This window comes from Bacillus fungorum (assembly GCF_002746455.1).
Classification (GTDB): domain Bacteria; phylum Bacillota; class Bacilli; order Bacillales; family Bacillaceae_G; genus Bacillus_A; species Bacillus_A fungorum.
Window position 1 is genome coordinate 75,312 of record NZ_NWUW01000018.1, and the last position, 18,507, is coordinate 93,818.

The following is an 18,507-nucleotide window of genomic DNA, read 5'->3' on the forward strand; positions in this document are numbered from 1 at the left end:
GTCCTCCAAATGTTTGACTTTCTTTGACCTTTGATTTGATTATACGCCAACTGACTTTTTTATACAATAATTTTGCTTATGTATTTTCAAACTTATTATCGGAAAAAGAAAACGGGAAAATTCATTATGTTACTTAAAAAGGTACAATAAATGAAATCACAATATGCGATAACAAAAAAGCCGCAATAACGATTGCGGCTCCTGTTACGGTTTTCTTTTATATGTCCACTGACGGTTATGATTCGTGTTATCTGGAAACTTTTCACCAGCAGTTAGTTTCACCATTTGCGGGTCTTTCACCATACTTCCCGTTTCACCAATTTCTACGTAAATACCATCATTCGGCGCTTTTTGTCCAGAACGAAACCTGCGATTTTGTCCCATTTCCATTCTCCTTCCATGAAGTCTTTGCCTCATTAGTATATCCATTTTAAAAGAAAGCTTTTCTGTCATGTTTAGGAAACAAGTACTACATTTCGTTCTTGTACATATACATGAATGACACAAGCTTAAAGCAGGGATTTCTTTCCTATTTGTAGAAAAAAAAGAAACCAACCTACTATAGGCCAGTTTCAAAGGAGAGTCAAACATATACGAGAAGATTACATGTTCATTATAAGTCTCATCATACAAGTAATGTAACCCTTTTCACAATTTGTACATAATGAAAGAAACATTGTTTGAACTTTCCAAAAAGATGTTGACTTTTCTTAATTTCCAGCGAGAAATAGTAGACACCGCAGCACTTTGCGACGTAAGATGGATATATAGTGAACTTTCCATCTTTGGTGTTCTCACCCAGTTTAACCTCTTATTTCTGCATATTAAAAACGGAAATACAGATAGAAACAAAAAAATTATTATAAGAGGTGAAATTATGAACAAACAACATTTAATCGCATTAGACTTAGACGGCACATTATTAACAGACAACAAAATAATTTCCACTCGAACGAAACATACAATTGCAAAAGCAAAGGAACAAGGACATATTGTTGTTATTTCAACGGGACGTCCATTCCGCGCTAGTTATGATTACTATAAAGAACTCGGTCTTAATACACCAATCGTAAACTTCAATGGAGCTTACGTGCATCATCCTCTTGATTCAAAGTGGGGAACACATCACTCTCCTCTTGAGCTAGCAACAGCGCAAGAAATTGTCCGAGCTTGCTTTGATTTTGGCGTGAAAAATATATACGCTGAAGTAATGGACGATGTATATGTTCGTGAAATTGATGAAGATAAAAAACATATTTTCGAATTCGGTTCTCCAAAGATTTTTACAGGAGATTTATTAAATATTTTAAACGATCATCCAACTTGCTTATTAATCGATGCACATGACGAACATTCCAGTACAATTCGTCAACATTTAACTGATATGCACGCTGAAGTAATCGACCATAGAAAATGGGGCGCACCTTGGCCGATTATTGAAATTGTAAAAAGCGGGTTAAATAAAGCGGTCGGATTACAAAAAATTTCTAGTCATTACAACATTCCACAAGAACGAATTATCGCTTTCGGTGATGAAGATAACGACTTTGAAATGATTGAATTCGCCGGTCACGGCATCGCAATGGGAAATGCGATTCCTGAATTAAAATCACTTGCAAACCATACGACGTTAACGAACGAAGAAGATGGTATCGCACTATATTTAGAAGAGGTTCTTGGATTGTAATCTAAAAATTCCCTGCTTATAGTTTCTCGCCAAACGCTCATACTATTATTAGACGCAAAAGTCAGCGCGTCGATTGTTTTCAGCTAAATAAAGGGGGTTTTTCGAATGGGTAAAAAGAACAAATCAAAACGTTTTATCCAACAAGGAGCCGATGCTGTTATGAAGCATGATGCAAGATTCCCGTACCGTGGTACATTAGCTGAGGCAGAAAAAGCGAGAAACAACTCTTCTTTTGGAGGGGTCTAAATGGGGAACTTACTATTCCAACAAGCTAGAGATGCTGTTGCAAATGCCGTATCTTGTTCAAGCGGTGCTGAGCAACAAGATCTCGTATACAGAGCAAAAAACGCTTTGCACTCTGCTTACTCAAATTCTTCAACAGCTGAAAAAGTTCAGCTACGCGAAATGCAGGAGCAGTTGCAAAATATTACGAATTTACATTAAAAAAGAGGACCAGCTTTGGTCCTCTTTAATCTTTTCGGAACAGTCCAAACACCCCAACAGTTTGCAGTACGTTTGTAAATGCACCTGGGTCCACTTGTTTAATAACCCTCTCTAATTCATACAGTTCGTAACGCGTAATAACAATCATTAACATTTCCTTATTTTCATTTGTATAAGCACCTGTTGCCGGTATAGTTGTAATCCCCCTCACTAAGCGTGAGTGAATCGCCTTTCTTACATTTGCCCCATTCTTCGTAACAATTAATGCTGTAATCTTCACATGACGCGTATGAATCGCATCGATGATTCGCGTTGACACATACAAAGTCACCAAAGTGTATAATGCTTTTTCCCACCCATACACATAGCCAGCAGCAATAATGATCAGTGCATTAAAGAAGAAAAAATACGTACCGACAGGCTTGTCTTTAATCTTCGATAAAATCATGGCGATAATATCTAAACCACCTGTAGAAGCCCCCCACTTCAACGCAATTCCTACCCCAATTGCCGAAATAATCCCGCCAAAAATCGCATTTAATATGATGTCGTTCGAAACTGCTCTAACCGGGATAATTTCTAGAAACAAAGTCATAAATATAACACAAAGAAAACTAAAGAAAGTAAAGGCCTTCCCAACCTTTTTCCATGCTAAAATAACGACAGGAATATTAAACAAGCTAAACAATACCCCCGTTGATATATGAATAGATAAAAAGTCACCTAATATTTGCGATAATAATTGAGACAATCCAGCAAAGCCACTCGCGTACACTTTTGCTGGTGTTAAAAATAAATTCATCCCAATCGCGTTTAACAAACCTGCGACAATTACAACGATTAACTTCTTTATAAGTTCGGTATAATTCAACTTCAAATCCATTTCTAATCCACCTTTATTATTCATGAATGCACCACTATACATAGTCTTTACGAAAAAGGAAATGATAAACGTATAACGTTTAGAAATGGAGTTGATACATATGCCACATACGAGTGATAACGACAAAAAAGCACGCGATAATAATGCAAAGCGCACGCAAAAAAATGAACAAGAACAAAAGAATATAGAGCAAGGTAAGCGTACCTATTCCAAAAAGACCGATCACCTTTGATTCCATCGTACATCAACAATCTTGTTGATGTACTTTTTTTACATTTTACAGGAAAAAACATTAAAAATTCACTTCATGTTCACTTCTATATTCTACAATAGCGATAACATATTCGGATGAGGTGTTGGCATGAGAGGGAAACATATTTTCATTATTACTGCACTAATAAGTATATTAATGCTATCTGCTTGCGGACAAAAAAATAGCTCAGCTACAATCGCTACAGCAACAGACTCAACCATTACGAAGAGCGACTTCGAAAAGCAGTTAAAAGATCGTTACGGAAAAGACATGCTATATGAAATGATGGCACAAGACGTTATCACGAAAAAATATAAAGTATCTGACGATGATGTGGATAAAGAAGTACAAAAAGCGAAAAAGCAATATGGGGATCAATTCACAGCAGTACTAGAAAACAATCGTTTGAAAGATGAAGCTGATTTCAAAAATCAAATTAAGTTCAAACTTGCTATGAATGAAGCGATTAAGAAAAGTGTTACAGAAAAAGACGTGAAAGACCACTATAAACCAGAAATTAAAGCGAGTCACATTTTAGTAAGTGACGAAAATGAAGCAAAAGAAATAAAGAAAAGATTAGATGCTGGTGCTTCATTTGAAGAATTAGCAAAACAAGAATCGCAAGATCTACTATCAAAAGATAAAGGCGGAGACCTCGGATACTTCAATTCCGGTACAACGACACCTGAATTTGAAACAGCTGCCTATAAACTAAAGGTCGGACAAATTAGCAATCCCGTTAAATCACCAAACGGTTATCATATTATTAAATTAACTGATAAAAAAGATTTAAAGCCTTTTGATGAAGTGAAAGACTCTATTCGCAAACACTTAGAAGAAGAACGTCTCGCTGACCCTATATTCAGCAAAAAACTATTACAAGACGAATTAAAAAAAGCAAATATTAAAATAAACGACAGTGACTTGGAAGATACGTTTACTCTTGTACATGAGCAAGGGAATTGAAAAAGCACCACCTTATATTTGTAAAATATAAGGTGGTGCTTTTTATTTCCTTTATTTCTTAAAGTAAGTCCATCCTTCTTCTTGATAAACCTTTTCTTCCTTCATCAACTTACCAAGCGCACGCTTAAATGCAGCTTTACTCATATTGAAGCGTTCTTTAATGTCTTCTGGGTAACTCTTATCCCAAAACGGCATTGCTCCGCCTCGTTCTTCCATATATGCATAAATTACTGCAGCATCATCTTCCATACCCTCTTCTTTACGAGGAAGAAGCGAAATGTTAATTGTACCGTCATCTTTCACATCGATAATACGGCCAGTTACACGTTCACCGATACGGACTTGTTCTTTTCTTTCAGTATGGTGTAAGAAAGCACGGAAATGCTCATCAGTTAGTATGAATGAACCAACTTGAAGTGAACGATATACACGTCCATTTACGTTTTTATTACGCATAGATGGCGTCGCATCTACGATAATTTCTTGCATATCGCTGTCTCTTGCCGGAAGAGCGATAAGACGATCACGATTCGTTAATTTTAACGTACAATATAATTCGTCGCCTACTTCTGGCCATACTGGCATATAAATCGGGAACTCATCAGCTGGAATTAGTATATCTTTTGATACACCAATATCAACAAACACACCTAAACTAGGAATAACTTCTACAACCTTTACCCAGTTCCAATCATATGTTGTAATGATTGGCTCCTTCATTGTCGCTGAAATACGATTTTGGTGATCAAGGTATAAGAATACATCAATCGTATCGCCTTCTTCAATTTCTCCAGCTAATTCGTTTTTATGTAGGAAGATTTCTTCTTCTTCATTCCCAACCATATATCCGATTTCCGTTTCGCGTAAAACAGTTACCTGTTCAATCGATCCTATTTGTAAATACATATTTTTTAATTCCCTTCTCTATATATAAAATTAACTTTTTTATCTTTTTATCATTCCAAACAAAAGTTAATTATAACACGATTCTTCCTTTATTTGTCCAACTGCCCAAAATTCACTATAATAAAATGAGGTTACATCATTATAAGTATGAAAACACTTAAGTCTAAGCTCGTTTTCAGCTATACTTTAGTATGTACAGTACATAAAAAGATTAGAAATTTATTTGGAGGTGCTAACTATGGCAAAAGACAGTTCTTTTGACATCGTTTCGAAAGTAGAATTACCTGAAGTAACAAACGCAATTAACATCGCTTTAAAGGAAATCCAAAACCGCTATGACTTTAAAGGAAGTAAAAGTGATATTAAATTAGAAAAAGAAGTACTTGTTTTAACTTCTGACGACGAGTTCAAATTAGACCAAGTAAAAGACGTTCTAATTTCTAAACTTGTAAAACGTAACGTTCCAATTAAAAACTTAGATTACGGAAAAGTCGAGGCTGCTACTGGTAACACAGTTCGCCAACGCGCAACACTTCAACAAGGTATCGATAAAGATAACGCGAAAAAAATTAACAACATCATTAAAGAAATGAAATTAAAAGTAAAAACACAAGTACAAGACGATCAAGTACGTGTTACAGCGAAAAGCCGTGATGACTTACAAGCAGTTATCGCAGCAGTTCGCAGCGCTGATTTACCGATTGACGTACAATTTATTAACTACCGCTAAAAAGAAAAACTCCTCTAATGAGAGGAGTTTTTCTTTTTGTCATGTAGGAACAATATGACAAGGACAAGAGGGTATTTGCGGTGAGAATTGCTGAGCAAACAGAGTCTATTCATACGAATATCTTACAGGTGACCGCGTGGTTAGACTAGGTCTCATTGTAGAATTTTTTTATACATGGAATTGAGCATGTCCTTTTAAAAATAAGGAAAAGACTTCTTAGGACGTTTCCCTTCAACTTGAATCACTTTCCTTATCAATTGAATCCCAAACCAAAGTCACCACAACTACCTCCATAAACAAAAATCTCTCTCCCTAATCAAGCGTAACAATTTATGAGTATAAGAATATTTTCCACCCTTCAATGTAATGTAAAATTAATAAGGGATCTTATTTTGTGAAAAAAAGTTAATTATAAAAGAGTTAGAAGTGGTTATTTGAAGAAGTTAATATTATGTTTTTTATTGGCTATATTCTCTCTAAATATTAAAGGATGTTCTAATAATATGACTACACTAAAGGATAAATCTAATTGCATTCACAAAGCTTGGTACAAAAAAACTACGTTATGTAATAATTTAAAGAAACACTAAATAGTTGATGATAAAGGTCATAAAAAAAACACTTTAAGTTTCCTTCCTCTTACTTGAACCATCTTAATTTTAATATGGAAGGAAAAGAAATATAAATTGTTAATAAGGATGCAGATTTCAAAATAGAAAGTACGTTAAGTAAACTTTCATTCAAAAATTCATATTAAGTAATAATATTTTAGAATCAAGTTTATAAAAAATATTAAGAGGTTTATACGTGTAAAACCTACGGGAACTTTTCCTGTGGGTTTTCTTGTACTATAAGTAGTTATTTAGCAATTATGTTTTTCGAAATATCCTTCTTTAATTATTTGTAATTTTTTTTCGCTTTTGGTTAATTCAAATATAAATAACGCTTTTTTCATGCTATTAGCAACTTCTTCTTTATTAGATTGTTTAAGCTTTAATAAATTCGAACCTTTTTCATAGTATAGTTCACCCAATAAGTATAAAGTATTTAGATTAATAGCTAATTTGATACCCTTATCAATGTATTTTTTTGCTTCTTCGTATTGATATGTGTAACTTAAACATTTTGCTAAATTATAAATGATTTTTAATTTAATTTCTTTATCTCTAGGAAAATCTAACTTATCAAAATTATTTAAACATCTTTTTAATATATTTATACTCTCTTTATATTCTTTATTTTCCGCATGAAATATAGCCATTGTCTGCATAATATCTATTTCTCTCTCTGTTAAAAAATCAATATTCGTTACAGTTATTTTTAATGCATTATTCAAAAGAGTTAGAGCCGTTTTTATTGAGTTATTCACACGATATATAGCAATTGCTTCATGCCATATTAGAAATTGTTTATCTTCTTTCATTCGAAAATTATTTAAGTTTTTTTCTTTTGTTACTATTTCATAAAGCTCTTTATATTGATGTTGTCTTATGCAATCCTTCATTACACATTTTACATTTTCTATATATTTAAATTTTTTGTTTTGAGTTAGTGCAAATATATTATTCGGATCAATACCAAGTCTTTCTGATAATTGATATAACAATATGCTAGATGGATAAATCACACCTTTTTCGATCTTGCTAATTTGACTTTGTGAACATATTCCATGACATAATTCGGATTGTGATATATTTTTTTTAATTCTAAGTTCTTTAATGGTAATACCCAAATCGTAAAATTCCATTTTCTCTCCTCAAATATACCCCTTAATGAGTATAAAATTATTTTTCATCTTTTAATGTAATGTAAAATTAGTACAGTTGCAATTATTGTTTCTTCTATTGTTCTTTTCACTTCTTTGCTCAGATGCATTTCGAGGCATGAGTCTTACTTCACAGAAAAACAGGTTAAGGAGAAAGTCTTCTCTTTAACCCGGTCCCTCCTCATTAGGGAACTTTTCATACTTATTAAGAGCAACGCCTTACCTTAAACTGAAGACGAACTACTAAAAGAAACCATTACTCATTTCCGTCTCTTTTTAACCGCAATTAAAAAAGCAATAAATAATACGTTCACACCGACTATTAAGGAGATAAATAACCAATTTACACCTGTTTCTCCATTAACTTTATACACATTTGATTCTTCACGCTTTAAAACGAGATAAAACTTTCCGTTTTCTTCTCTTATAATTTCATCTTCTAACAATCCTCTTAACTCTTGTTTTTCACCAATCGTACTTTCAGGTAAAGCAACTTTTTGTGTTTCTTTCGTATTATTAATTGCTACTAATGTTACTTCATCTTTATACTTTCGTTTCATTATACTCATTCCATCTTTATCATACAAAAGCTCAAACGTACCGCGCCTTAGGGACTGTCTCATTTGTCTAAGCTCACCGAGTTTCGTTATGTGCTGCATAAACTTTTCATCTGATTTGAAATCCATTAATCGCCTATTATCCGGAATACCCCCTCCATCTAATGCAATTTCAGTCCCGTAATAAAAATTCGGAATGCCTGGTGATGTTAATAAGTAAGTGAGTGCCAATTTTAAACGAGATGGTGGATAATACATATTTTCTTTTGCAATACGAGCAAATCTTTTTGTATCTTGATTGTCTAAAAATGTGACGGATTCCCCTTCTTCTTTGCTCACATCATATAAAGATTTCACCGATACATCCGCTTTTGAAAACGATTCTACTATTTTTTCGTTATATTCACTATTTTCTTTTGTCATAATACGAAAATCTTTCTTTATCACTTGCATATCTTTTTGCACGCCATACCAAAAAGCATCCGACTTTTTTTCACTATGTATCACGTAACTTCCATCTAAATCGACTTCTTTGATCCACCATTTCATCGAGTCGATAACTTGTTGTTCGTTTTCTCCAAGCGGAAATTGAAATACAACTTTCATTCCTTTTTCGTGAGCTTCTTTTATAAGTTCTTTCACATCATTTTCTGTACCGAAATGTTCATTTACCTTCTGAAAATTGCGCACGTCTAACCCATCGTACTTTCCACTTTCAAAAAGTGGTGAAAGCATAATAGCGGTAAATCCCATTTCTTTTATGTAATCCAGTCTTTTTATAACGCCTCTTATATCTCCGCCCTGATATCCCTCTAAATTACCAACTTCTAACTGTTTGTCATTTTTCGGTTCTCCATTATTGAAGCGATCAATCATAATGGAATATATAACTTCGTCCCGCCACTCTCTTTTTTCGTCTCCAAAAGTATGTATTGGTACAAACAAAACGACAGCTAAACAAAAACAAATGAATAGTTTCCTAGTATGTATTTTCCCCACACGCATCCCCCATGTTTTTTAATTGTAAGAATATTATACCAATTATCAGAACGAATCGTATACGTTGATTTTATTCTCCTTAAAATATTTCATGTTAGATTTTATAACATAAAACTGAAAGTTTTCTGAATTTTTAGTTGATTTTCCATTTCATTTCGAATATGATATGAAACATAACAAATTGATGTTATTTTTCCTAACATTACAGGAGGAGAGAGAATGAATACGGGAGATACAGTTTTTATGTTTGTAACGACAGTAATGGTTATGTTAATGACACCAGGATTGGCACTTTTTTACGGGGGCATGGTTCGCAGTAAAAACGTACTCAGTACGACAATGCATAGTTACAGCGCAATGGCTATCGTTTCAATTCAGTGGATTGTGATCGGTTATTCTTTATCGTTCGGACCAGATTGGCACGGACTTATCGGTACACTCGATTGGTTCGGTTTAAACGGAGTTACCTACGCACCAAATCCAGACTACTCATCTACTATTCCTCACAATTTATTTATGATGTTTCAACTCATGTTCGCCATTTTAACTCCCGCTTTAATTTCAGGTGCATTCGCCGAAAGAATGCGATTTTCAGCTTTCCTTATTTTCATCCTTCTATGGACAACAATCGTTTACAACCCTGTCGCTCATTGGGTATGGGGCGTTGGCGGATGGCTAAGAGAACTTGGCGTGTTAGACTTCGCTGGTGGTAACGTCGTTCATATTACATCTGGTGTTGCTGGTCTTGTATTAGCTATTTTCCTTGGAAAACGAAAAAACATAAACGGTTCGTCTCCTCATCATTTACCATTTACAATGCTAGGTGCAGGCTTACTATGGTTCGGCTGGTTCGGTTTTAACGTCGGAAGCGCATTATCTTTAAATGACGTAGCTTTAACTGCATTTATTAATACAAATATAGCCGCCGCTGCCTCAGCATTAACTTGGATGCTTTCAGAGTGGTTCTTCCAATCAAAACCGACTGCGATGGGAGCTGCTTGTGGTGTAGTTTCCGGTTTAGTCGCTATTACACCAGCTTGCGGGTTCGTTACACTTTTCTCCGCGCTTCTTATCGGAGCGATTGGCGGCGTATTATGCTTCGGAGCGGTCTTTTTCTTAAAAACAAAATTCGGATATGACGATACACTCGATGCATTTGGATGCCACGGCATCGGAGGAACTTGGGGCGGTATTGCGACAGGACTATTTGCAACTACTTCTGTAAACGGCGATGGTGCTAATGGATTATTTTACGGAAACGCCGCTTTACTATTTAAACAACTTGTAGCGATTGGAGCAACATATGCATTTACAATTATCATGACGTACGCCATGATTAAAGTTATTAACTTCTTCCTCCCTGTTCGGGTAGATGAGCACGAAGAACATATGGGACTTGATATTTCGATGCACGGGGAGAAAGCTTATGAGTATACGGAGCGAGTGAACTAAAAAAGAGATGCAATCTATTAGTAGTAGATTGCATCTCTTTTTATTGTATTTGTTGGTGGTATACCCCACTTAGTATTACCTTAAATATATCAGCGATTCTTTCAATATATCGACGTTCCGACATAATTCAGACGTAAAATACCCTCGCGTAACTTATGAATCACCGTATTTTCTTTTATTCGTACTTAAGATAATAAGAAACGCCACAGCTATTACTGCTAAAAAGCGCACTGGATTAAACGGTGTTCCTATCGTTTCATTAAAACGATGATAAATAAAAGGGATCATCTCAATTACCATTAGCCCCATCGCAATTTTAAATGTCTCAGCCATCGCTTTGTTTTTTATAAACGTAGCGCGCTCATCACCTTGTTTCCCAATCGCTATAAACATTTTTATCATAGCAAACACTACAAATAAAAAGACACTTAACGCAACAATAAAAATAGCAACATCCATTCAATACACCTCTTTTATGTAAAACTCATTTGACAAAAGTATAACACCTTTTACCCCGTATATAAAAAATCTTTTACACAAAAAAAGACGACCGTTTAATAACAGTCGTCTTTTCCTATTTATTTCGGAGCATTTCCTACATATTGCGTAATATCAACATTTAACGATTGTGCTAAACGCATACCGTACTCTTGATCTGCACGGAAGAAGTTACAAACAGCTAGTAATTTCGTGCGCTCATTTACGTCTTTTAAGTCATTTGTTAAGTTTGCAATTAAGTTGTCTTGCTCTTCTTTAGAGAATGAACGGTAACGCTCACCTGCTTGTTTGAAATCATTTGGTTTGTCAATTTTCTCACGAGATACATAGCCTTCTACTTTCATAGTTGAATCGCGGTAAGCTTTGTCTTCAACTGGATTTTCAGCATGACGGCTCGGTTCGTAGTTGATTGTAGATGGGTTTTGATTCATTTGCATCGCACCATCACGTTGTTGGTTATGAACAGCTGCGTATGGACAGTTTACAGGAATTTGTAAGTAATTTGCACCAAGACGGTAACGCTGTGTATCTGGGTAAGAGAATAAACGACCTTGTAATAATTTATCTTCAGATGGCTCAATACCATTTACAGTTGCACTTGGAGAGAACGCCACTTGCTCTACTTCCGCAAAAAAGTTTTTCGGATTACGATTTAACGTCATCATCCCCACTTCCATTAATGGGAAACGATCTTCTGGCCATACTTTCGTTGGATCTAATGGATCGAAATCTAAAGAATCCGTTTCTTCTAGTTGCATCACTTGTACGTGTAAATCCCACTTCGGATAATTTCCTTTTTCGATTGCATCGAACAAGTCACGAGTTGCATGGTTGAAGTCTTTTCCTTGTACTTCTTGCACTTCTTTTGCACTTAAGTTACGTACACCTTGCTGTGGTTTCCAGTGATATTTAATGTAGACGATTTTACCTTCTGCATTAATCCATTTAAATGAGTGTACACCGAAACCTTCCATTTCGCGGTAGTTTGCTGGTGTACCATAATCAGAGAATACCCATGTCATCATATGTGTAGATTCTGGACTTAACGTCATGAAATCCCAGTAACGATCTGGTGTTTGAATATTCGTATCAGGTGCTGGTTTTAAAGAATGCACCATATCAGGGAATTTAATTGCATCACGAATGAAGAAGACTGGTAAATGGTTACCTACGATATCGTAATTTCCTTCTTCTGTATAAAATTTAACAGCGAACCCACGCGGGTCACGAGCTGTTTCCGGAGAACCTTGACCATGAATAACCGTCGAGAAACGAACGAATACAGGTGTTTCAGTTCCTTCATTTTGTAAAAATGCTGCCTTTGTATATTGCTTCATGCTATTTTTCGTTACGAATACACCGTGAGCACCTGCACCACGTGCATGCACAACGCGCTCTGGAATACGTTCACGATCAAAATGCGCAAGTTTTTCTACTAAATGATAGTCTTCTAACAATACCGGTCCACGGCGACCAGCTGTACGAGAATTTTGGTTATCTCCAACCGGAGCACCTTGGTTTGTTGTTAAGCGATTATTTGGATTCATCAGGGGGATCCTCCTCTTTACTTCATAGTAATTATTATTTATTTAAAATCATTATAAACTAATTATTATTCGAAACTAAATCTTTGTCAACTATTTCCTTCATTTTTTTGGAAACAATTTCAGCTAAGCATTCGATAAAAACAGATTGTGCATTTGGCATATTTGGTCTAAAATATTTAGCATTTAGTTCATCCGTTACAACTTTACATTCATAATCGTTGTCATATAAAACTTCTAAATGCTCTGCCACAAAGCCAACTGGACAATATATGAAGGATTCATATCCATGCTCTTTATATAAATCTTTTGTTAAATCTTGCACATCTGGTCCAATCCATGGATCAGGTGTATTTCCTGCACTTTGCCAACCAATTGTATAGTTTTGAATATTTGCAGCCGCTGCGATTAAATCCGCTGTATGTTGTAACTGCTCTACATAAGGGTCACCTGCCGCAATAATTTTTTCTGGTAAACTATGCGCTGAAAAAATTACAACTGCTTTCTCTTTATCTTCAATTTTTGTAAGCGTTTCTTTTATTTGATCTGCCCAGTACGAAATAAATTTCGATTCATCATACCATTGTTCAATTGGTTCAATAACAGGACCACCAATTTCTTTTGAAAGACGAATAGCACGGTCATTATACGCTTTAATGCTAAATGTAGAATAATGCGGCGCTAATACGATACTAATCGCTTGCTCAATCCCATCACGCTTCATCTCTTCTACTGCATCTTCTATAAATGGGGCAATATGTTTTAAGCCTAAGTAACAAGCAAATTCATACTCTGTAAATATATTATTCATTAAATCTGTTAATTTATGCGCTTGCTCTTTCGTAATTTTTGCAAGTGGGAAATTCCGCCAATCGCTTTATAGCGCCCGATTAAGTCTTGGAGTGCTTCTTCGTAAGGTTTACGCCCGTGGCGAATATGTGTATAGTACGCTTCTACATCATCTAATGATTCTGGCGTTCCATACGCCATTACGAGTAAACCTATTTTTTTCTTTGTCATCTATATAACACCTCAAATTTATAAATGAGAACCTTTTTCAAGAACACTTGTTTCCAATTATAACAACTAATAATAAGTACGTCAAAATAATTATTCTAAATAAGTATTATTTCTAATATGATTTTGAATTTTATATGACAATTTATTTAATAAAAAGCGACTTACATAAACGTAAGTCGCTTTTCTCCTATTCTTTAATATTTACCCCGTATTCTTTAAACCAAACATGAATTTGCGCTAAATGAGCTAAAAGTTGCGGCCCAGTCATTAATTGACCAAACCAAGGCGTTTGAAATGCACTGCCGCCTGACTCAATTATTCCGCTTAACTGCTCTTTATCGAATAATTCGTGTAAAATCGAGCCTTTATCTGTTAATAAATCTTGTAACCATACTGTTACTGCTTTCGTATAGTGTGGATTATGTGTTTTCGGATATGGGCTCTTCTTTCTATATAAGATGTCATTTGGAAGTAATCCTTCTAACGCTTTACGCAATAGACCTTTTTCGCGGTTTTTATACATTTTCATTTCCCAAGGAATATTCCACGCATATTCGACAAGTCGGTGATCTGCAAATGGAACACGTACTTCTAAGCTTGCGCCCATACTCATGCGGTCTTTTCTGTCTAATAATGTTGTCATAAACCATACCATGTTTAAATAAAATAATTGGCGTCTTTTTGCTTCTAGCGGACTTTCTCCTTCTAAAATAGGAACTTCTTGAATCGATTCCTCATAGCGCCTTTGTACATATTGTTGTAAATTTAATTTATTTCTCCATTCTTTTTTTAGCAATTGTTCACGCGCTTCTGTAGAACGCATCCACGGAAATGCACTAGATTGTAGATCATCTTCTCTATAAAACCACGGATAACCACCGAAGATTTCATCTGCACATTCCCCAGATAAGCCGACGACAAAATCTTGTTTAATTTCGCGGCAAAACCATAATAATGACGAATCGATATCTGCCATACCAGGCAAATCACGAACGAGTACTGCTTCTGTTAAATACTGTGCTAATTGTTCATTCGAAATGACGCAGCGATGATGGATCGTTTGAAATGTCTCAGTCATTAAATTAATAAACGGAGCATCTGAATTTGGCTGAAATGCATTCACTTTAAAGTATTTGTCATTATCTTCGTAATCAACAGAGTACGTGTGTAATTGACCTTTTCCTGATCTTTCGTATTCTTTCGCAGCAATTGCTGTAATAGCACTTGAATCTACACCACCTGATAAAAAAGTGCATAATGGTACGTCAGAAACGAGCTGCCTTGTAATCGCATCTTGTAATAAAAAGCGCGTTTTCTCTACTGTTTCTTCAAAAGAATCTTCATGTTTTTTACTTTCTACATTCCAATATCTCCATATACATAAACCGTTCTTTGAAAATGTCATCGCATGCCCTGGACGTAGTTCTTTTATATCAGCATAAATACCGTGACCAGGCGTTCTAGATGGTCCGAGTCCGAATACTTCTGATAAACCTTCTAACGTTACTTCTGCCTTCACATCTGGATGTGCTAATATCGCTTTTAACTCTGAACCAAATAGCAATCGCCCACTATCATATTTATAAAATAGCGGTTTTACACCTAATCGATCGCGCGCAATAAAAACTTGTTCTTTCTGTTCATCCCATACTGCAAACGCATATATACCGTTTAAATGATCGACACATTCTTCTTTCCATTCCATATACGACGCTAATAGTACTTCCGTATCAGAATGACCTTTGAACGTATATCCTCTTCTTAATAGTTCCTTTCGAATGTCTTCTGTATTATATAATTCGCCATTATAACAAATGGCATAATTCGTTTCATCCTTTAAACAATTCATCGGTTGTTTACCACCCTCAGGGTCCACAACGATTAACCGTTTATGTCCAAATGCAACATTACCTTTAATCCAAACTTTATTATCATCCGGACCACGCTTCGCTAACGTCTCAGCCATCTTCGTAACGACAGCCCTTTCTCCTTCTAATGAGCGTTTATAATCCACCCATCCTGTAATCCCGCACATACAAATCATCCTTCCACCTTATTTCTTTTCCTAAACACGCAGTAATCCCCACCCTAAGAGTGCGGATCAAAAAATGAAAAGCTTGACGATACACATATGGAATAGCATCTTCACTCAGTAAAACGTGTTTTATTGTATGCCCACCTATGTCTAGATGTGTCTAGTTATAAAGAATGCGCGAACTGTCTATAACAGAAGTAACTACTTTTCATAAAGGAGAAATCATGTATGATACAACGTAAACATATTTTATATAACCAGCCCCGCGCTCATACAGTCGGTAATGTAGAATATATAAACAATGAATGGGTATTCTTTGATGATGAAAATGAGGAAGCATTTTTATTAGAAGATATTGCTGAAGATGGTTTTGAGGTTTTATATAACAATAACTGGCTACCAGCGCGTTTCTATGAACAAGATGTATTACAAATTGCTAACGAGCAACATCAATTACAAAATGGTGAGATGATACGAATTCGAAAAAAATTACTTCTTAGCTATAAGGAATGGCTTGAGGAATTACCTGACTCTGTCTTTACACTATTAACCGAATCATTGCAATCACTTCATTACTCTTTATATGATTGCATGTATTGCCATAATTATTTATCCTTCTTATCAAAAGAGGAAACATGTGAAGGAGTAAATATTCTTTTATTCGATAATGAAGAGATGATTTGTACACTGCAGCACCATTTCGTTCGACACTCTTCTTCAAATAAAAATATGTTCCGCTTTACGAAAGTAAACGGAGAAGAGTTACATATCGATGCGACATAAAATAAAAACCACCTTATCTCCCAAACACGTGAGATCATAAGGTGGTTTTATTTTTATTTGAATACGTACCAGCCAATCGGTAATTTTAGTCCTAAGTATAATACTGCTACTAGCGCAACAATAAATAAGCCCCAAGCCGCCCCTGCCGGTTTGTTTTTGCTCATTTTTACAAGAACCATTTCCATTCCACCGATAACTAAAATACCAGCTAACATTTTTAATCCATACCACATGTGCGTGCTACCTGTTGCTGTTTTCACAATACTCATGTATAACATGAAACCTGTCACAATAATGATGATATACATTAGGCGAAGCCCCATATGTACACCTTTCCCTTTTCTTCCTGCTGAATAAAGTGAATACGCAACGAAGAATAAAATTAAACCTAACGCCCATGCTGTAATATGCATATGTACCATCGTATCCCTTACCTCCTCTTTTCACACTTTTTCACTCTATATGATAACATGTTCATTTATTTTCAGGAAACGTTTCGCTTTTTTACATTTAAATGATATAATATTTAGAGTATTTACAAACTTCTTGTAATAACAAAAGGGGGAACAATCATGATTCAAACTAAGGATATTATCGAACTTACAGACACATACGGGGCAAATAACTATCATCCACTTCCAATCGTTATTTCTAAAGCAGAAGGTGTTTGGGTAGAAGATCCTGAAGGAAACCGCTATATGGACTTATTAAGTGCATATTCTGCAGTAAACCAAGGTCATCGTCACCCAAAAATTATTAACGCTTTAATTGACCAAGCTAATCGTGTTACGTTAACTTCTCGTGCTTTCCATAGCGATCAATTAGGTCCTTGGTACGAAAAAGTTGCGAAACTAACTAATAAAGAAATGGTACTTCCAATGAATACAGGTGCAGAAGCTGTTGAAACTGCAATTAAAACAGCTCGCCGATGGGCTTATGATGTGAAAAAAGTAGAAGCAAATCGTGCTGAAATTATCGTTTGTGAGGATAACTTCCACGGCCGTACGATGGGTGCTGTTTCTATGTCTTCAAACGAAGAGTACAAGCGTGGATTCGGTCCAATGCTTCCTGGCATCGTTGTAATTCCTTACGGTGATTTAGAAGCGTTAAAAGCTGCTATTACACCAAACACAGCTGCATTCATTTTAGAGCCAATCCAAGGTGAAGCAGGAATTAACATCCCACCAGCTGGTTTCTTAAAAGAAGCTCTTGAAGTATGTAAAAAAGAAAACGTTTTATTCGTAGCAGATGAAATCCAAACTGGCTTAGGCCGTACTGGTAAAGTATTTGCTTGTGACTGGGACGGAGTAACTCCTGACATGTACATACTTGGTAAAGCGCTTGGTGGCGGCGTATTCCCAATCTCTTGCGTAGCAGCAAACCGCGACATTTTAGGTGTATTTGAGCCAGGTTCTCACGGTTCTACATTCGGTGGTAACCCACTTGCATGTGCTGTTTCTATCGCAGCTCTTGAAGTATTAGAAGAAGAAAAATTAACAGAGCGTTCTCTTCAATTAGGTGAAAAATTAATTGGGCAATTAAAAGAAATTGACAACCCAATGATTACTGAAGTTCGCGGTAAAGGTTTATTCATCGGTATCGAATTAAACGAGCCAGCTCGTCCTTACTGTGAACAACTAAAAGCAGCTGGTCTATTATGTAAAGAAACACATGAAAATGTAATTCGTATCGCACCACCTCTAGTAATCTCTGAAGAAGATTTAGAGTGGGCATTCCAAAAAATTAAAGCTGTATTATCGTAATAATAGAGAAGTTGTCCTACACGTTGGGACAACCTCTTTCTTTTTATATCGATTACCTGTATAACCCAAGGCCATAAAAAAGAGCTATCTTCGATTGAAGTGACCCCTAAAAGTTAGACACGGTTATTTCATTAGGCAGCTTGATAAAAGTGAGTCCGGTATTGTACCGGGCTCATTTTTAATTTTGCCTTAATCCGTTTCGTATTATAATAATCTATATAT

General features: G+C 35.5%; 19 protein-coding genes and 1 pseudogene. 9 read left to right on the forward strand and 11 right to left on the reverse strand.

Features of this window, described 5'->3' with window-relative positions; all coding sequences use genetic code 11:
• Window positions 1-204: 204 nt before the first annotated feature.
• Window positions 205-384: a YjzC family protein gene (locus tag CO726_RS21550; RefSeq protein WP_000531421.1), complete on the reverse strand. Its 180-nt coding sequence runs from the start codon at window positions 382-384 to the stop codon at window positions 205-207.
• Between the two features lie 493 nt (window positions 385-877).
• Here CO726_RS21550 and CO726_RS21560 point away from each other — a divergent pair, with 493 nt between their 5' ends.
• From CO726_RS21560 to CO726_RS21570, 3 genes are all read left to right on the forward strand, one after another.
• Window positions 878-1,687 (forward strand): Cof-type HAD-IIB family hydrolase, encoded by an 810-nt coding sequence (locus tag CO726_RS21560; RefSeq protein WP_099685638.1) that lies wholly within the window; start codon window positions 878-880, stop codon window positions 1,685-1,687.
• A gap of 105 nt (window positions 1,688-1,792) precedes the next feature.
• The gene (locus CO726_RS21565) at window positions 1,793-1,933 is read left to right on the forward strand and encodes a hypothetical protein (RefSeq protein WP_016088905.1); all 141 of its coding nucleotides are present in this window, start codon (window positions 1,793-1,795) and stop codon (window positions 1,931-1,933) included.
• Window positions 1,934-2,131: a DUF3813 domain-containing protein gene (locus tag CO726_RS21570; RefSeq protein WP_098758693.1), complete on the forward strand. Its 198-nt coding sequence runs from the start codon at window positions 1,934-1,936 to the stop codon at window positions 2,129-2,131.
• A gap of 25 nt (window positions 2,132-2,156) precedes the next feature.
• Here the strand turns inward: CO726_RS21570 and CO726_RS21575 are convergent, their stop codons facing one another.
• On the reverse strand, window positions 2,157-3,014 hold the full coding sequence (locus tag CO726_RS21575; protein WP_099685639.1) for a YitT family protein: 858 nt from the start codon (window positions 3,012-3,014) through the stop codon (window positions 2,157-2,159).
• A gap of 100 nt (window positions 3,015-3,114) precedes the next feature.
• Here CO726_RS21575 and CO726_RS21580 point away from each other — a divergent pair, with 100 nt between their 5' ends.
• Window positions 3,115-3,246: a DUF3941 domain-containing protein gene (locus CO726_RS21580; protein ID WP_098758691.1), complete on the forward strand. Its 132-nt coding sequence runs from the start codon at window positions 3,115-3,117 to the stop codon at window positions 3,244-3,246.
• 129 nt (window positions 3,247-3,375) lie between these two features.
• A complete protein-coding gene (gene prsA, locus CO726_RS21585; RefSeq protein ID WP_099685640.1) occupies window positions 3,376-4,233 on the forward strand; it encodes a peptidylprolyl isomerase PrsA in 858 nt (285 codons plus the stop codon).
• A 51-nt stretch (window positions 4,234-4,284) separates the two neighbouring features.
• On the opposite strand, the gene CO726_RS21590 is transcribed toward prsA, so the two are convergent.
• Window positions 4,285-5,139 (reverse strand): CvfB family protein, encoded by an 855-nt coding sequence (locus tag CO726_RS21590; protein WP_099685641.1) that lies wholly within the window; start codon window positions 5,137-5,139, stop codon window positions 4,285-4,287.
• A gap of 238 nt (window positions 5,140-5,377) precedes the next feature.
• Here CO726_RS21590 and CO726_RS21595 point away from each other — a divergent pair, with 238 nt between their 5' ends.
• Complete coding sequence (locus CO726_RS21595) at window positions 5,378-5,869, forward strand: YajQ family cyclic di-GMP-binding protein (protein ID WP_001040146.1); 492 nt, start codon at window positions 5,378-5,380, stop codon at window positions 5,867-5,869.
• Between the two features lie 862 nt (window positions 5,870-6,731).
• Here CO726_RS21595 and CO726_RS21600 read toward each other — a convergent pair.
• Window positions 6,732-7,616: a helix-turn-helix domain-containing protein gene (locus tag CO726_RS21600; protein WP_099685642.1), complete on the reverse strand. Its 885-nt coding sequence runs from the start codon at window positions 7,614-7,616 to the stop codon at window positions 6,732-6,734.
• Window positions 7,617-7,894: 278 nt separating this feature from the next.
• On the reverse strand, window positions 7,895-9,190 hold the full coding sequence (locus CO726_RS21605; protein ID WP_136699805.1) for an alpha-amylase family glycosyl hydrolase: 1,296 nt from the start codon (window positions 9,188-9,190) through the stop codon (window positions 7,895-7,897).
• Window positions 9,191-9,409: 219 nt separating this feature from the next.
• On the opposite strand from CO726_RS21605, the gene CO726_RS21610 reads away from it, so the two are divergent.
• A complete protein-coding gene (locus tag CO726_RS21610) occupies window positions 9,410-10,642 on the forward strand; it encodes an ammonium transporter (protein WP_099685644.1) in 1,233 nt (410 codons plus the stop codon).
• A gap of 153 nt (window positions 10,643-10,795) precedes the next feature.
• On the opposite strand, the gene CO726_RS21615 is transcribed toward CO726_RS21610, so the two are convergent.
• The 4 genes and pseudogenes from CO726_RS21615 to asnB all read right to left on the reverse strand — a co-directional run bounded on the left by CO726_RS21615 (window position 10,796) and on the right by asnB (window position 15,739).
• Entirely contained in the window at window positions 10,796-11,101 is a 306-nt protein-coding gene (locus CO726_RS21615) for a hypothetical protein (RefSeq protein WP_099685645.1), read from the reverse strand.
• A 119-nt stretch (window positions 11,102-11,220) separates the two neighbouring features.
• Window positions 11,221-12,687, reverse strand: coding sequence for a catalase KatB (katB, locus tag CO726_RS21620; RefSeq protein WP_099685646.1), 1,467 nt, complete (start codon window positions 12,685-12,687; stop codon window positions 11,221-11,223).
• A gap of 58 nt (window positions 12,688-12,745) precedes the next feature.
• Window positions 12,746-13,704: pseudogene (gene hemH, locus CO726_RS21625) on the reverse strand (ferrochelatase).
• A 187-nt stretch (window positions 13,705-13,891) separates the two neighbouring features.
• Window positions 13,892-15,739 carry an asparagine synthase (glutamine-hydrolyzing) gene (gene asnB, locus CO726_RS21630; RefSeq protein WP_099685651.1) on the reverse strand — a complete coding sequence of 616 codons (1,848 nt, stop codon included), beginning with the start codon at window positions 15,737-15,739 and terminating at the stop codon, window positions 13,892-13,894.
• 228 nt (window positions 15,740-15,967) lie between these two features.
• On the opposite strand from asnB, the gene CO726_RS21635 reads away from it, so the two are divergent.
• The gene (locus CO726_RS21635) at window positions 15,968-16,522 is read left to right on the forward strand and encodes a DUF2777 domain-containing protein (RefSeq protein WP_098758674.1); all 555 of its coding nucleotides are present in this window, start codon (window positions 15,968-15,970) and stop codon (window positions 16,520-16,522) included.
• A gap of 53 nt (window positions 16,523-16,575) precedes the next feature.
• Here the strand turns inward: CO726_RS21635 and CO726_RS21640 are convergent, their stop codons facing one another.
• Window positions 16,576-16,944, reverse strand: a complete 369-nt coding sequence (locus tag CO726_RS21640; RefSeq protein WP_098758673.1) for a YisL family protein — start codon at window positions 16,942-16,944, stop codon at window positions 16,576-16,578.
• Window positions 16,945-17,094: 150 nt separating this feature from the next.
• Here CO726_RS21640 and rocD point away from each other — a divergent pair, with 150 nt between their 5' ends.
• A complete protein-coding gene (rocD, locus tag CO726_RS21645) occupies window positions 17,095-18,285 on the forward strand; it encodes an ornithine aminotransferase (RefSeq protein WP_099685647.1) in 1,191 nt (396 codons plus the stop codon).
• Window positions 18,286-18,416: 131 nt separating this feature from the next.
• On the opposite strand, the gene CO726_RS21650 is transcribed toward rocD, so the two are convergent.
• On the reverse strand, window positions 18,417-18,507 hold a 91-nt coding region (locus CO726_RS21650; protein WP_130953558.1), incomplete at its 5' end, for an IS3 family transposase.

What these genes read in the sequence shown, in the direction of transcription:
- CO726_RS21560 (WP_099685638.1), top strand. Translation starts at nt 878, where the DNA reads ATGAACAAACAACATTTAATCGCATTAGACTTAGACGGCACATTATTA.
- CO726_RS21565 (WP_016088905.1), top strand. Translation starts at nt 1,793, where the DNA reads ATGGGTAAAAAGAACAAATCAAAACGTTTTATCCAACAAGGAGCCGAT.
- rocD (WP_099685647.1), top strand. Translation starts at nt 17,095, where the DNA reads ATGATTCAAACTAAGGATATTATCGAACTTACAGACACATACGGGGCA.
- CO726_RS21580 (WP_098758691.1), top strand. Translation starts at nt 3,115, where the DNA reads ATGCCACATACGAGTGATAACGACAAAAAAGCACGCGATAATAATGCA.
- CO726_RS21590 (WP_099685641.1), bottom strand. Translation starts at nt 5,139, where the DNA reads ATGTATTTACAAATAGGATCGATTGAACAGGTAACTGTTTTACGCGAA.
- CO726_RS21600 (WP_099685642.1), bottom strand. Translation starts at nt 7,616, where the DNA reads ATGGAATTTTACGATTTGGGTATTACCATTAAAGAACTTAGAATTAAA.
- katB (WP_099685646.1), bottom strand. Translation starts at nt 12,687, where the DNA reads ATGAATCCAAATAATCGCTTAACAACAAACCAAGGTGCTCCGGTTGGA.
- asnB (WP_099685651.1), bottom strand. Translation starts at nt 15,739, where the DNA reads ATGTGCGGGATTACAGGATGGGTGGATTATAAACGCTCATTAGAAGGA.
- CO726_RS21610 (WP_099685644.1), top strand. Translation starts at nt 9,410, where the DNA reads ATGAATACGGGAGATACAGTTTTTATGTTTGTAACGACAGTAATGGTT.
- prsA (WP_099685640.1), top strand. Translation starts at nt 3,376, where the DNA reads ATGAGAGGGAAACATATTTTCATTATTACTGCACTAATAAGTATATTA.
- CO726_RS21575 (WP_099685639.1), bottom strand. Translation starts at nt 3,014, where the DNA reads ATGGATTTGAAGTTGAATTATACCGAACTTATAAAGAAGTTAATCGTT.
- CO726_RS21640 (WP_098758673.1), bottom strand. Translation starts at nt 16,944, where the DNA reads ATGGTACATATGCATATTACAGCATGGGCGTTAGGTTTAATTTTATTC.
- CO726_RS21595 (WP_001040146.1), top strand. Translation starts at nt 5,378, where the DNA reads ATGGCAAAAGACAGTTCTTTTGACATCGTTTCGAAAGTAGAATTACCT.
- CO726_RS21550 (WP_000531421.1), bottom strand. Translation starts at nt 384, where the DNA reads ATGGGACAAAATCGCAGGTTTCGTTCTGGACAAAAAGCGCCGAATGAT.
- CO726_RS21570 (WP_098758693.1), top strand. Translation starts at nt 1,934, where the DNA reads ATGGGGAACTTACTATTCCAACAAGCTAGAGATGCTGTTGCAAATGCC.
- CO726_RS21615 (WP_099685645.1), bottom strand. Translation starts at nt 11,101, where the DNA reads ATGGATGTTGCTATTTTTATTGTTGCGTTAAGTGTCTTTTTATTTGTA.
- CO726_RS21635 (WP_098758674.1), top strand. Translation starts at nt 15,968, where the DNA reads ATGATACAACGTAAACATATTTTATATAACCAGCCCCGCGCTCATACA.